Origin of the sequence: Bacillus cereus group sp. BfR-BA-01350 (genome assembly GCF_022663775.1) — a bacterium.
Lineage (GTDB): Bacteria > Bacillota > Bacilli > Bacillales > Bacillaceae_G > Bacillus_A > Bacillus_A paranthracis.
Window position 1 is genome coordinate 115,737 of record NZ_JAKUGD010000010.1, and the last position, 13,830, is coordinate 129,566.

The window sequence follows — 13,830 nt, forward strand, 5'->3', positions numbered from 1 at the left end:
AGGGGGAGGATTTAGATGCAGCAACCAACGAATGAGAAATTACATCGTACGATGAAGAGTAGACATTTATTTATGATCGCACTAGGTGGTGTAATCGGGACTGGTTTTTTCTTAGGTTCAGGTTACACCATTAATCAGGCTGGACCAGGGGGAGCCATCCTTTCCTATTTAGTGGGCGGATTTATTATGTATTTAACAATGCTTTGTCTTGGAGAGTTAACGGTAGCGATGCCAGTTTCAGGTTCTTTCCAAAAGTATGCGACGAAGTTTATTGGGCCAGGAACGGGCTTTATGATTGGCTGGCTATATTGGCTTGGCTGGGCAGTAACAGTAGGACTAGAATTAACGTCAATCGGTTTAATGATGAAAAGATGGTTTCCGAATGTTGATGTTTGGGTATGGTGTCTCGTATTCGGCATTATTTTATATGCGTCAAACGCAATTTCGGCGAAAAGTTATGCTGAATTAGAATTTTGGTTCTCTAGTATTAAAGTAGTTACCATTCTTGCCTTTGTTGTTCTTGGTGGTAGTGCATTATTAGGGTTTATATCATATGACGGAAAAGAAGCAGCACCTCTTTTTTCTAACTTTGTAAGCGATGGTGGATTATTCCCGAATGGACTAGCTGCCGTATTACTTACGATGATTACAGTTAACTTCTCGTTCCAAGGAACAGAGTTAATCGGGATTGCAGCGGGAGAAAGTGAAAATCCAGAAAAAACAATTCCACGCGCGATCCGTAATACAGTATGGCGCATTATGTTATTCTTCATTTTAACAATGACGATTTTAGTAGGATTAATTTCTTGGAAAGAAGCAGGGGTAATCGAAAGTCCATTCGTAGTCGTATTTGATAAAATCGGTATTCCGTATGCAGCAGATATTATGAACTTCGTTATTATTACTGCGTTACTATCTGTGGCGAATTCAGGGTTATATGCGGCAACTCGTATACTATGGTCACTTGCAAATGAAGGAATGGCACCAAAGTCTTTCCAGAAAGTAAATAAACGTGGTATTCCAATTACAGCGTTAGTTGTAACAATTGCTGTAGCTGCGTTATCTTTATTAACAAGCTTCCTTGCAGAAGATACAGTATACATGTACTTATTATCTATAGCTGGTTTATCGGCTGTTTCAAGTTGGATTATTATTGCTTTATCGCAACTTCGCTTTAGAAGTCAGTATATAAAAGGCGGAGGAAAGTTAGAGGACTTAAAGTATAGAACACCACTATACCCAATCGTTCCAATTTTAGCTTTAATTACAAATAGTATCGTTGTTATTAGTTTAGCGTTTATTCCAGAACAAAGAATGGCGTTATATTGTGGTATTCCATTTATCATTTTCTGCTACATATATTATTATATAAATAAGAAACGGCAGAAACCGATGAAGGTGGAGACAACTAATGAAACTAACAATCAAACACGATGATATTGAGGCAGATTTATCGTATGGTCAATTAGCGATTGGAAAAGAAAACGGGTATTCACCGTTACAATTACTCGTTTCTTCTATCGCAGGATGTAGTGCAATTGTCTTTCGAACAATTTTAGAAAAGAAACGTATTACATACGATACGTTTACAATTGAAACGGAAATTGGTAGAAGTGAAGCTTTATCAAAACCAGTTGAAAGTGTTCATTTGCACTATAAAATTAAAGCACAAAACATTACAGAAGAGCAGTTGGACAAGGCGCTGCAGCTTGCAGTGAAAAATTGTACGATTGTTCAATCAGTAAAAGGTAGTATAAAAGTTACGGAAACAATTGAACTAATAAAGTAAAACAGAAAAACGTGAGAATACGGCTCTCACGTTTTTCTGTTTTAGAGAGAGGGGAAATATGATGGAATGTTTAGGATGTAAATTAGCAAACGAAGAGGAAAAAATTTATAGAGTATACGAAGATGAGTATGTAACGTGTTTTTTAGATCATGAACCTTTCTATCCAGGTCATACTTTAATTGTGCCGAAGCAGCATGTTGTAGAAGTAGATGAATTAAATGATGTTGTAGCAAAATCCGTTATGGATGCTTCTAAGCTTATTGCAAAAGCGATTAAGGCATTATACAAACCAGATGGAGTTACAGTTTGTCAAAATGGTGGAGTATTTAACGAGTTAACACATTACCATATGCATGTCGTACCAAGATATAAAGAGCGCTCGTTTGCTGAATTTTATACGGTACAACCGGGAGAAAAGCAGAATCATAAATTGGAAGAGACACAGAATTTGTTAACAGAAGCGATAGAGCATATGCTGCTTACTGAAAAGGCGTAGCAGTCAGGAAAATTCTAATATTAAAAAGCCCAGTTTCTCAGTTAAAATAGAGAAATTGGGCTTTTATTTATTTTATTATTAAATTTTATTTATAAATAGATTTTATAGTGTCACAAAGTATATGGTTCATTCGTTATATAGAGTGAGAGGAGGAATTATATGAAAGTTACAGACAACGATTATGAAAAGATGGAAGAGCTATATGAGTTGTACGAACAAAAAGTTTATTATGTAGCTTATTCTATTTTAAATAATATTCAACAGGCGGAAGATGCGGTTCAAGAGACGTTTATTACTCTTTATAAGAACTTGGAAAAGCTCCATAGCTTGGCTACTGAAGAGCTTAAACGCTACATTTTGAGGGTCGCGAAAAACAAGGCGATTGATAGCTACCGGAAAAATAGACGACATGAAACATTTTTAGAAGAATATGAAAGAGAATCAGCAGAAGCAGTAGATGAAAATATTGAAGAGTGGGAAAAACGGAAAATGTCTGAAGTGCAAATTGATACATTGCTAAAAGAGTTAAATGAGTCTAATAGACAGGTGTTTAAGTACAAAGTCTTCTATAACTTAACGTATCAAGAAATTTCAAGTGTCATGGGGATAACGGAGGCTAATGTTCGCAAGCAGTTTGAGCGTGCTCGAAAACGAGTCCAAAATATGATAGGAGGTATACAACATGACGAATTCAAAGAACTCCAAAGAAATATATGAACTTGCTGAAAAAATTGCTTTAGATGATTTTGATAAACTCGAAGAACAACATGAATTTTCACATACATATACGCGCAAAAAGAAATTGTTTATGGAAGAAATGAAGCTGAAAGACGAGAAGCCACAGAAAAAGCGTAAAAAACATCGTATGTTAATCGCTGCTGCTTGCTTATTGATTGGTATGCCGACAACCGTTTTTGGTGCAGTGAAAGTCTATAATATGATTGTCCAAAAACAAAATTACGAAGTAAATGTTTCGGTAACAAACAAGGGATCGAAAAAGGCTGATAAGTGGTATAAGTTGAAAATCGATAAATTACCAGACAATATGGAAGCAATTGATGACTCTGCTATGAAATATTCATTTAAAGATAACTACGCAATGGGGGGATTTTCATTCGCTCTTCGGAGAGTAGGGGAGAATACAGATTTTCAAACGCTGTACTCTAAAAGTTATGAAGAAAAAGAAATAAACGGTAGGAAAGCAGTAATTGTCCATAAAGAAACAGGAAACAACAATGTAATGTTTGACAGAAAGGTCTTTCTCTTTTTTGAGAAAGAAGGGATTATGTTAGAAAGTTATATTGGATCCGATGTAAACGAAGAACAAATGATGGATGTGTTAGGGAGTATTTCACTTGAGCCTACGTCAAAAGAAAAGGCATCACATATAGTAGATTATGATGAAAATCGTTTTAGCAAAGCAGATGAACCTAAAGAAACTAAGGTTATTCCTTTGAAAAAAGATAGTAAACGACTATTTCATATAGGACAAAAGATTCCAGTAACGATAACGATGGATGACAGCCAAGTTGAATATGTGATAGAGAAAGTTGAAGTTTTTGATTCAATCAAAGATTTTAAAAAAGAGAACTTTTATGAAATGGGCTTAGGAATACTAAGCAGGAATCAGGCTTTGGATCAAGCTGGACAATTGTTACCATATAGAAGGGATGAATATAAACTTGGAAATGGTAAAGATTCTATTGATAAATTAGTAGATTCGAAATTAGTTCACCCTAAATTTGTCTACCTAACAACAACAGTGAAAAATATTGGGAAAAAGTCGACAGAAGAAATCTATATGCATCCATCCATAAAGTTGCTTAAATCTGAAGGGAATGCATGGAACTATGCTAAAAGAGATGGGATTGCGGAAAAAAATATTATGACAGGCGAAGTTGATTATTTAGAGCCTCATGGAGATGGGAAAAGCTTCTACAATATTGGCAGTATTCGACCAGGAGAAACGGTAAAAGTTAACTTAGGCTATTTTGTAGATGAGGATAAACTAGATTCAATCTTCCTTGATGCTTTCCGTTATAGTGGTTTTAGTGGAACTGAAAATATGAATGCGAAAAATCGTTGGTGGATTGATATTCGTCAATAGTAACAAAGAGACTAAAAAGCTGCTTATATTTAGCAGCTTTTTTCGTCTTCATACATATGTAAAATTTCTTTCGCACGTATACGTAAACCATCTATTAATTCTTTCGGTTCTAACACTCGTGCATCTTTTCCAAGTCTATAAAATAAAGGGATAATAAAATTTATTTCACCTTTATCAATTGTTGAATGTATATATCCTGTCCCGTCTTCGTTTACTACTACGAATTCTTCAAGGTAAGGAACGCTTTTACATTGGCGTACACCTTCTGTTGTTAGTAAAACATGTAACTGAGTAGGACTATGTATTACGTTAGAGTTAGAGGCAAACCACTCTTCTAAATTCATGAATGTATCTTCATTTTCTTCCGTTGATAATATAGAAAGAATACGATCAACGCGATACAGTAATACTTTTTTTCTACTGAAGTCATAGGATGGTAAGTACCATAGCCCGTCATGAGCATATACACCGATAGGATGAACATGTTTTGTTTTTAACCCCGATTTAGATTCGTATTGAAAGTGTAAATTTTTATTTTCAATAGCCGCGGTTAGTACTTCATTTAAAAGAGGTGTATCAATCGTTCTCTTCGGATTCCAAAAAGCGATATAAGAACGTATTTTATCAACTTTTGCTTTCGCATCATGCTGTAGAGAGCTATACAGTTTATGTGTAACGGAAGTGATTTCTGTGTTAAAAGGTAAGTTTCTGTAGTATCTTAAAGATTGAAATGCAAAAAAGATGGAGACTGCTTCTTCTTCCGTAAATAAAATAGGAGGAATGACTCTATTTGTTAATACTTTATATCCTCCGTTGCGACCTTGTTCTGCATAAATAGGTAAACCCATATCACTTAAATCTACAATGTATCTATGGACAGTACGAACGGAAATATTAAATTCATCAGCTATTTCTTGCGCTGTAAATGTCTTTTTGGCAGAAGCAAATATAAGAATATCTAATAAGCGTTTAGCTTTTGACAAATGTATCACCTTTTTTCTTTTTAACGTGACATAAATTGTCATGTTTTATTGTTAGTATATTGTTTACATCATATGTTATCAAGATGAGATGCAAGGAGGAAAAGATATGTCACGTGAAATTGTTTTATTTATTGCGGCGAGTTTAGATGGATATATTGCGAAAGAAAATGATGATTTACAGTGGTTAATGGAAACGGAAGGAGAGGGAGATAACGGTTATACAGAAATGTATGAAACAATTGATACAATAATTATGGGAAAAAGAACGTACGATTATGTAGTAGAGCATATAGAACCATTCCCGTATTTAAATAAAAAATGTTATGTTTTTTCTAAATCAGAAAAAGGTTCAAACGAACACGTGGGGTTTGTAAATGAAGATGTAGTGGAGTTTACAAAAAGGTTAAAAGCACAAGAAGGATCTAAAATATGGATGGTCGGTGGAGGGAGTCTCTTAAGAGAGTTCTTTAAGAATAATCTAATTGATGAATATGTTGTTACAATTACACCGCATATATTAGGTTCTGGAGTGCCGTTATTTCAAGACAAGAATCCAGAAATTGATTTAACTTTAACGGATACGAAACGTTTTGGGCAATTTGTAAACTTATATTATAAAGTAAAATGATAAAGAAACACGACTACTGATGGTAGTCGTGTTTCTTTATAGATGGCAATGAAATTGTAAAACAAGACCCGCGATCAACTTCGCTCGTTACAGTAATATTCCCGCCGTGTAGTTCTACAATTTCTTTCACGATAGATAGCCCTAACCCAGTTCCACCGGTAGCTCGTGATCTTGCTTTATCAACTCGATAAAAGCGTTCGAAAATGTGAGGGAGGTCTTCAGGAGGAATACCTTCACCTTCATCTTCCATTGTAATGGAGATACGTTTATTTTCTTCTATAACAGAAATGCGGATATGAGAATATTCTTTTGAATGTCTATAAGCGTTATTTAAAATGTTCACCACAACTTGTTCGAATCGTTGTTCATCTAAGTTTACTAGCAGTGTAGGAGGACAAGAGAAAGAAACTTTAATGTATCTTTCTTTATACATGGCGTTTACTTTTTCACATATGCGAGTAAGGAAAGTGTGTAAATGTACTCCCTTTACTTGAATAGAAAAGTTATGTTGTTCCATTTGTGCAAGTGAAAACAAATCTTGAACTAAGTTTGTAATGTAATCAGACTCATCTTTTATAATAGATAAATATCGTAAACGTTGCTTGGGAGATGTAGTTTCTTTTAAAGCAATGTCAGCGTAACCTCTTACGTATGTCAAAGGTGTTCGTAATTCATGAGCAACGCTTGCTAGAAATTCACTTCGCTCTGTTTTCATATAATGTAAATCATTAGCAAGCGTTTGAATAGATGAGGCTAGTTCACCAATTTCATCATTTCGAGTAGTCGTTAATGAAACTGATAAATCTCCTTTACTCATTTTTTCAGTGGCATGTTTCATGTGTAACAATGGTTTTGTTAACAAACGTGATAATAGAAAGATTGTGATGGCTGTTAATAGAAAAGTAATGACTCCAGCAATAATAAATTGTCTTGTTAGCCCATTCACCATTTTTTCAATAGATTCTGTCCCAAGAAACATGTACACATAGCCTTCATGTTTTCCATCTACTACAATGGGACTAACTGTACATATATAACTAGATGTTTTCCAATGATTCTCTATAATTGCACCTTCATGATCTGTCCGTGTTTGCATCTTTTCAATATGCTTTTTTATAGTAGTATTTATTTCGTTGGATTTGGCTAGTACATCCTTATTTGCATTTGTAATAACAACAGTCGTTTCGGCTTCGGATTCCATTAGTGCAACATGAGAGATTGTTTGCTTATTAAAATACTTTTCAAGAACATCTCTGTGACTATTTCCGCGCTTTAATAAAGCTGTCATTTCTTCATTTACTCTATTGTTGACAAGGCTATAATAAAGCGAGACAAATAGAACACTTTCGATTAAAAGTGTAACAATCAAAAAATAAAATCCGAGCTGAATAGAAATTCGCTTCATCGTTTTGCTCCTTAATCTAAAGTATCAACCCATCGATATCCGACTCCGTAAACAGTTTTTAAATGATCATCAATAGGGAAATTTACTTTTCGTAATTTATCACGCAAATTACGAATATGTGAATCGACTGTTCTATCTTCTGTATTTGTATTTAATCCCCAAATTCGTTCAATGAGCTGATCACGGCTTAGTACGTAGTTTACATGGCGTAAAAATAATCCGAGTAAAGAGAATTCAATTGGTGTAAGAAGAAGCTCTTCATTATGAACAGAAGCGGAGTGCTTTGCCTCATCCCATAAAATGCCATGATATTGTATTTGCGCGTGTTGATTCGTTCGTCTTAAAACAGCTTCAATTCTTGCGAAAAGCTCTTCTTCATGGAAAGGTTTTGTTACGTAATCATCCGCTCCGAGTTTTAACCCTTGGACGACATCTACTGTTTGATCACGAGCGGTAACCATAATAATAGGAACGTTACTAAATGAGCGGATTTTTTTGCACGTCTCCCATCCGTCCATCGTTGGCATCATAATATCGAGTAAAATAAATTTAAAGTTTTGATTTTCTATATGTGAAATCGCTTCTTCTCCTGATCGTGCACATATGCAGTTATATCCAATTGGAGTAAGATAAAGCGTTAATAATTCAAGCATTCTCGGTTCATCGTCTACGAGCAGTATATCAATCATAGAGAGCCCTCCATATGTAATCTTTACTTAAATTGTAATGCAAAATCATGAAGAAATGGTGCAGATTGTAATGCATCTGCATAATTTCTTCAGAATTGCTTGTTATTGTAAAGTTGAAATTCCATTTTAGGTAATGATATTGGCTCAAAAACGATTTATACGGAGGCGATATAATGAAAAAAGCAACCTGCATTTTGGGTGTAACGATAATTACAGCAGTTGGTCTTGCCGCATGTGGACAAACGAATAATATGGATCATACAAAACATGAACCTAAAAAAGAGAAAGAAACAGAGCAGAAGGAAATGAAAATGAATCAGGAGGTAACTGCGCCGAAAGAAATGAACAAAGGGGCATCAAATGATTTATTAACGACAAGTTTAAAAAATGTAACGAGATTAAACACAAATGATCCTTTGCAAATGGCAGTATTAACTTCGCAAACGATATGGCCAGCAACGCATAAAGAGAATCAACCCGGTGCTATTATTTTAGTACCAGTAAATGAGTGGCAATTAGGTATTGCAAGTGCAGACCTTATTCATCATCCGAATAACGGACCGATTCTATTTATAGAAAAAGAAAAGGTACCCGAAATGACGTTAAAAGAAATAAAACGATTAAATCCGCTCGGAACGAAAGATGGAACACAAATTATGGTGATGGGGGATGTCGATGCATCTATCCTTGAGCAATTAAAAGAGTATAAAGTAAAGCAAATAAAAGAAACGGATCCAGCTACATTTGCAAAAGATGTGGATAAAGAATATGCCGATATAACAGGTAGTTATCCGAATAGTGTTATTCTCGGTTCATCTGAAGAAGAAGGACGTTTATATACAACACCAGCTGTAAACTGGATTTCTCATATGCCAGAACCACTACTTTATGCAGAAAAGAATAAAGTGCCAGAAGCGACGATAGAGGCATTAAAGATGCGAAAAGATAAAGCAAATATATATGTACTAGGACCAGAAAAAATCATTTCAAAAGAAGTAGAAAAAGAGTTAAGCAAATACGGGAAAGTAACGCGTATTAGTGGAGAGACTCCAGTAGAAAATTCTATTGCATTTGCAAAGTTTAAAGATGAAAAAACAAAATTTGGATGGGGGTTCACAAAACCAGGCCACGGTGTATCATTTGTTTCAAGCAAAACACTAGATTTAGCAGTTGCAGGAGCACCATTTTCACATATGGGTAAACATGCACCTGTTATCTTTTTAGAGGAAGGAAAAGCTTCACAACCAGTGTATGACTTCCTTGCAAGTATTCAACCGAAGTTTAAAGATGACCCAACACTTGGACCGTATAACCACGGCTTCCTATTAGGAAGTACGAGTGATATTTCATTTGAAACACAAGGTATATTGGATGAGAGGTTAGAGATTGTACAAGAAAGTGGTCAAGGGCACGGTGGACATTAATGAAATGAGAAAAGATGCTACTAAGGTAGTGTCTTTTTTTTTAGGAAACTTTTACATAGCACAAAATCCTCTACTCGTTATATAATAACCTTCGTGCAGTCGGCCTTGATTTTCTTACGGAGAAAATCAAATGATAAAAGAGTAGAGGAGTGGTACTTTGTTTCAGACGATAAAAAATGACTGGTTTTCCAATGTAAAAGGGGACGTGTTATCAGGAATTGTCGTTGCTTTAGCATTAATTCCTGAAGCGATCGCTTTCTCCGTTATTGCAGGCGTGGATCCGACCGTTGGGCTATACGCAGCCTTTTGTATTGCAGTTACCATTTCATTTGTTGGCGGAAGAACTGGGATGATTTCAGCTGCAACAGGTGCAATGGCATTATTAATGGTAACGCTCGTTAAAGATCACGGTTTACAATATTTATTTGCTACAACAATATTAACAGGTATTGTCCAAATTATTTTTGGCGTGTTCAAACTGAGCTCATTTATGAAGTTTGTTCCGAAATCAGTTATGAGTGGATTTTTAAATGCACTTGGGATTTTAGTTTTTACAGCACAATTGCCACAATTTAAAAATGCAACTTGGCAAATGTACGCGCTTGTCGCATTAGGACTTGCAATTATATATTTATTTCCACGTATTACGACGGCTGTACCGTCCACACTTATTGCAATTATCATCGTGACAAGTATTGCACTTATGAGTGGATTACAATTAAAAACAGTAGGGGATATGGGAAGCCTGCCGAAAGAATTACCGTTCTTTAGTATTCCAGACGTGCCTTTTACACTTGAGACATTAGGGATTATTTTACCGTACGCAGTTATGCTTGCAATTATCGGTTTATTAGAGTCATTATTAACAGCTTCAGTTTTAGATGATATGACGCATACGGAAAGTAATAAACATAAGGAAGCACGCGGTCAAGGTATTGCAAACATTGTCGCTGGTTTCTTCGGAGGTATGGCAGGATGTGCAATGATTGGCCAATCTGTTATTAATATTAAATCAGGTGGACGAGGTCGCTTATCGACGTTTGTAGCGGGCGGATTTTTGATCGTATTACTATTCGTTTTAGGTGATTATGTGGTTCATATTCCGATGGCAGCTTTAGTTGCAGTTATGATTATGGTTTCAATCGGAACATTTGATTGGAACTCTGTAGCAACGATTCATAAAGTACCAAAAGGGAATGCATTCGTTATGATCGTAACAGTAGTGGTCGTTCTTATTACTCACAATTTAGGATTAGGTGTAGTCATTGGGACAGTAATTAGTGCTGTGTTATTTGCATTCAATATGGCAAAGATTCACGTGAAACATTTATATATTGAAAATAAGAAAATATACGAAATTCACGGTCAACTTTTCTTTGCATCTACGGCAGATTTTATAAATGCTTTTTCATTTAATGAAGATGTGAAAGAAATTGAGATGAACTTTACTCACGCACATGTATGGGATGATTCAGCAGTGGCATCAATTGATAAAGTTATCATGAAGTATGAACAAAGTGGTGTGAAAGTAAGTATAACAGGATTAAATGAACGTAGCGCAAAACTTGTTACAAATTTAGCTACGTATAATAAAAGAATTGCTAGTTAGAAGCCTCCTTTTTAGGGGGCTTTATTATATAATACGGGTAGGATAACGAAAAGGGGATTCAGCATATGTATAAACAAATTATATTAGCATGTGATGGTTCTGAACATGCGCTTCGAGCAGCAGAGCACGCGACACATATTGCAAAATTTAACGAAGAAACAAATGTTGAAGTTGTGTACGTAGTAGATAATAGAACGGCAAAGTCAGATATTATACAAGGTCAGACAGATTTAGAAACAGTATCAGCTAGTCGAAAAGATAAATTAAAAGAGATTGAAGGTTTATTAAAGAAAGAGAACATTTCTTATAAAATTACGATATTACATGGCGATCCAGGAGATACGATTGTTCAATATGTAAATACAGGAGATATAGATCTTGTTATTGCTGGGAGTAGAGGGCTAAATACACTGCAAGAGATGGTGCTTGGTAGTGTGAGTCATAAAATAGCAAAGCGTGTGAAATGTCCAGTGATGATTATCAAATAAATTGAGTGAGATATTCTGTAGTGTAAGCAGGGCCTTGATATAATTCAAGGTCTTTTTTGACGTATAAAAGGGGAGAGTGTGGACATAATAGATACATAAGTTTTAGAAAATATTAACTTACAAATTTGTAAGTTTGTTGTTAGGAAAATCGATGTTATAAAAATTATTCCGTTGGTAAAATAAAAATAACGAAGGGGAGATAGGGAGGATGAAAAAGATGAAAGCACTTCAAAATTTATCATATAGCCAAGGTGTCGGTCTTATTTGTTTAGGAGGATTTGCTGCGTCTGTTACGTTAGCTGTTGTAATAAAGATGATTCATCAAATCTTTTAATCTTAGAGTGGGGAAGGAATTGGTTGTTATAAATAGTAAGAGAAGGATTGTAAATAAAAAATAGCTCCTGGCATGTATCTCAGTGCCAGGAGCTATTTTATTATTTTTCTGTTTCTGCTTTATCGCTTGTTACGCTAACTTTACCCCACTTGTATTGATCTTCTGGTGTGTATTTATAATCTTTTACGCGATTATTTACACCTTTTAAGTCAAATTTATAATGAAGTGGAATTAATGGTACTTCATCGTGAACTAATTTTTGCCATTTATCGTATACATCTTTACGGTATTTTTCATCAGCAGCTTCTTTAGAAATACCCTGTTTTAATAATTCTGTGTTTTTGTCAGTAGCCCAACGTGTGTAATTGAACGGTGCGTTTTTAGCCCAAATACCAGAAGGGTCTGGATCAGATGCAGTTCCCCAAGCGGCAGCGAAAAGGTCAACCTTTGGATCATCTTTTTTAATCATATCGTAGAATGAGTTGAATTCGTGTAAGCGACCATCAAGAAGTTCTACTTTTAGGCCGATGTCTTTCCAAGATTGAATAAAGAATTTTGCAAGTGGTTCACTTACATCGCTACCACTCATTGATAAGAAATTAGCTTTAAATTCTTTACCATTTGGATCTTCACGGAATCCATCTCCGTTCGTATCTTTATAGCCAGCTTCATCTAATAACTTTTTAGCTTTCTCTACATCTTTATCATAGGCACCAATTTTATTGTTATGATATTTTGGTAGAGATGGTGGAATTGGTGAGTTAGCTGGATAACGTAGGCCATGATATAATTTTTCACCAATTTCTTTTCGATCAATAGCATACGCCATCGCTTGACGTACACGAACATCTTTAAATTTATCCTTATCCATTACTACTTCTTCTTTTTCTTTATCCATATGGCCTAATTTAAAGCCGATATAACTATAGTATAAATCGGTTTTACCGACTAATTGTGCATTTTTTAATTTACTTACATTTGGATATTGATCTGCACTTACTTCAGCAATGTCAATATCACCATTTTTTAAGGACGCGTTAACAACAGAAGGGTTAACAACTTTTAAAACCATGCTTTTCAGTTTTGGTTTTCCGCCATAATAGTCATCAAAACGTTCGAATTCAACGGATTCTCCAGGAGTAATTTTCTTCACTTTAAAAGGTCCGAAACCAATTGGATTTTTACGAATTTTATCAGATTCTGCTAATTTATCGATTGGTACATCTCCTAAGTATTTCTTATGAAGAGGGTATGTCCAAAGCCCAGTTTTCACTGAAGGATTTGGTTCTTTAAACGTAATCGAAATTGTTTTTGGATCCGTTACTTTTATACCTGAAATTTTTTCGGCTTTTCCATTATGATAATCTTCCATACCTTCAATCATTTGCATTTGAGAATCATAGCGAGAACCAGCATATTGTTTGCTACCAATCACCAGATAAGAGTATTCTAAATCCTCAGCGGTAACAGGGTTTCCATCATGCCATTTTACATTATCTTTAATTTTTAATGTAATTGTCTTTTTATCTTTAGAAATTTCATATGTAGCAGCGCCATCATTCGTATATTCCCAGTTTTCGTCATTTGATAATAAAGATTCATCGAAAATGGTAATGACTTGGTTATCAGGATCTCCTTCATATACAGCAAAGTTCAAAAGTCCTTCAAATGGTGTGTTAGAAACAAGACCATATGTTAATGAACCATCTTTAACTTCCTTTTTATCATTTTTAACATTTGTACTAAATTTATTTGTATCTACTTTTTTTGTGCTACTCGTTTTTTCACTACCACCACTGCCCCCACATGCTGAAAGTAGTAATGTTGAAACTGCAAGTGTACTTAATACTTTGAAAAACTTTGGCTTATTTGTCATTT

Annotated in this window: 14 protein-coding genes; 10 read left to right on the forward strand and 4 right to left on the reverse strand. The window is 35.0% G+C overall.

The window, feature by feature from the left end; genetic code table 11:
* Nucleotides 1–15 precede the first annotated feature (15 nt).
* The 5 genes from MR147_RS20250 to MR147_RS20270 all read left to right on the forward strand — a co-directional run bounded on the left by MR147_RS20250 (nucleotide 16) and on the right by MR147_RS20270 (nucleotide 4,392).
* Nucleotides 16–1,437 (forward strand): amino acid permease, encoded by a 1,422-nt coding sequence (locus tag MR147_RS20250; RefSeq protein WP_074607392.1) that lies wholly within the window; start codon nucleotides 16–18, stop codon nucleotides 1,435–1,437.
* Nucleotides 1,412–1,789 carry an OsmC family protein gene (locus MR147_RS20255; RefSeq protein ID WP_074607391.1) on the forward strand — a complete coding sequence of 126 codons (378 nt, stop codon included), beginning with the start codon at nucleotides 1,412–1,414 and terminating at the stop codon, nucleotides 1,787–1,789. The genes MR147_RS20250 and MR147_RS20255 overlap by 26 nt, the downstream gene beginning before the upstream one ends.
* A gap of 61 nt (nucleotides 1,790–1,850) precedes the next feature.
* Nucleotides 1,851–2,285, forward strand: coding sequence for an HIT family protein (locus tag MR147_RS20260; protein ID WP_074607389.1), 435 nt, complete (start codon nucleotides 1,851–1,853; stop codon nucleotides 2,283–2,285).
* 159 nt (nucleotides 2,286–2,444) lie between these two features.
* Nucleotides 2,445–3,002 carry an RNA polymerase sigma factor gene (locus MR147_RS20265; RefSeq protein ID WP_074607387.1) on the forward strand — a complete coding sequence of 186 codons (558 nt, stop codon included), beginning with the start codon at nucleotides 2,445–2,447 and terminating at the stop codon, nucleotides 3,000–3,002.
* The gene (locus MR147_RS20270; protein WP_074607385.1) at nucleotides 2,968–4,392 is read left to right on the forward strand and encodes a DUF4367 domain-containing protein; all 1,425 of its coding nucleotides are present in this window, start codon (nucleotides 2,968–2,970) and stop codon (nucleotides 4,390–4,392) included. The genes MR147_RS20265 and MR147_RS20270 overlap by 35 nt, the downstream gene beginning before the upstream one ends.
* A 29-nt stretch (nucleotides 4,393–4,421) precedes the next feature.
* Here the strand turns inward: MR147_RS20270 and MR147_RS20275 are convergent, their stop codons facing one another.
* The gene (locus MR147_RS20275; RefSeq protein ID WP_139302753.1) at nucleotides 4,422–5,417 is read right to left on the reverse strand and encodes a helix-turn-helix transcriptional regulator; all 996 of its coding nucleotides are present in this window, start codon (nucleotides 5,415–5,417) and stop codon (nucleotides 4,422–4,424) included.
* 64 nt (nucleotides 5,418–5,481) lie between these two features.
* On the opposite strand from MR147_RS20275, the gene MR147_RS20280 reads away from it, so the two are divergent.
* Entirely contained in the window at nucleotides 5,482–6,003 is a 522-nt protein-coding gene (locus MR147_RS20280; RefSeq protein ID WP_074607381.1) for a dihydrofolate reductase family protein, read from the forward strand.
* Nucleotides 6,004–6,016: 13 nt separating this feature from the next.
* On the opposite strand, the gene MR147_RS20285 is transcribed toward MR147_RS20280, so the two are convergent.
* Nucleotides 6,017–7,408, reverse strand: a complete 1,392-nt coding sequence (locus tag MR147_RS20285) for a sensor histidine kinase (RefSeq protein WP_074607377.1) — start codon at nucleotides 7,406–7,408, stop codon at nucleotides 6,017–6,019.
* Between the two features lie 11 nt (nucleotides 7,409–7,419).
* A complete protein-coding gene (locus MR147_RS20290; RefSeq protein ID WP_074607371.1) occupies nucleotides 7,420–8,097 on the reverse strand; it encodes a response regulator transcription factor in 678 nt (225 codons plus the stop codon).
* Between the two features lie 173 nt (nucleotides 8,098–8,270).
* On the opposite strand from MR147_RS20290, the gene MR147_RS20295 reads away from it, so the two are divergent.
* From MR147_RS20295 to MR147_RS20310, 4 genes are all read left to right on the forward strand, one after another.
* Nucleotides 8,271–9,521 carry a cell wall-binding repeat-containing protein gene (locus MR147_RS20295; RefSeq protein WP_074607370.1) on the forward strand — a complete coding sequence of 417 codons (1,251 nt, stop codon included), beginning with the start codon at nucleotides 8,271–8,273 and terminating at the stop codon, nucleotides 9,519–9,521.
* A 157-nt stretch (nucleotides 9,522–9,678) separates the two neighbouring features.
* A complete protein-coding gene (locus MR147_RS20300; RefSeq protein ID WP_000487877.1) occupies nucleotides 9,679–11,130 on the forward strand; it encodes a SulP family inorganic anion transporter in 1,452 nt (483 codons plus the stop codon).
* A 65-nt stretch (nucleotides 11,131–11,195) separates the two neighbouring features.
* Entirely contained in the window at nucleotides 11,196–11,618 is a 423-nt protein-coding gene (locus MR147_RS20305; protein ID WP_000277989.1) for a universal stress protein, read from the forward strand.
* 208 nt (nucleotides 11,619–11,826) lie between these two features.
* Nucleotides 11,827–11,952, forward strand: a complete 126-nt coding sequence (locus MR147_RS20310) for a DUF4027 family protein (protein WP_000738299.1) — start codon at nucleotides 11,827–11,829, stop codon at nucleotides 11,950–11,952.
* Between the two features lie 100 nt (nucleotides 11,953–12,052).
* Here the strand turns inward: MR147_RS20310 and opp4A are convergent, their stop codons facing one another.
* Nucleotides 12,053–13,828, reverse strand: a complete 1,776-nt coding sequence (gene opp4A / locus MR147_RS20315) for an oligopeptide ABC transporter substrate-binding protein (protein WP_000182630.1) — start codon at nucleotides 13,826–13,828, stop codon at nucleotides 12,053–12,055.
* Nucleotides 13,829–13,830 lie beyond the last annotated feature (2 nt).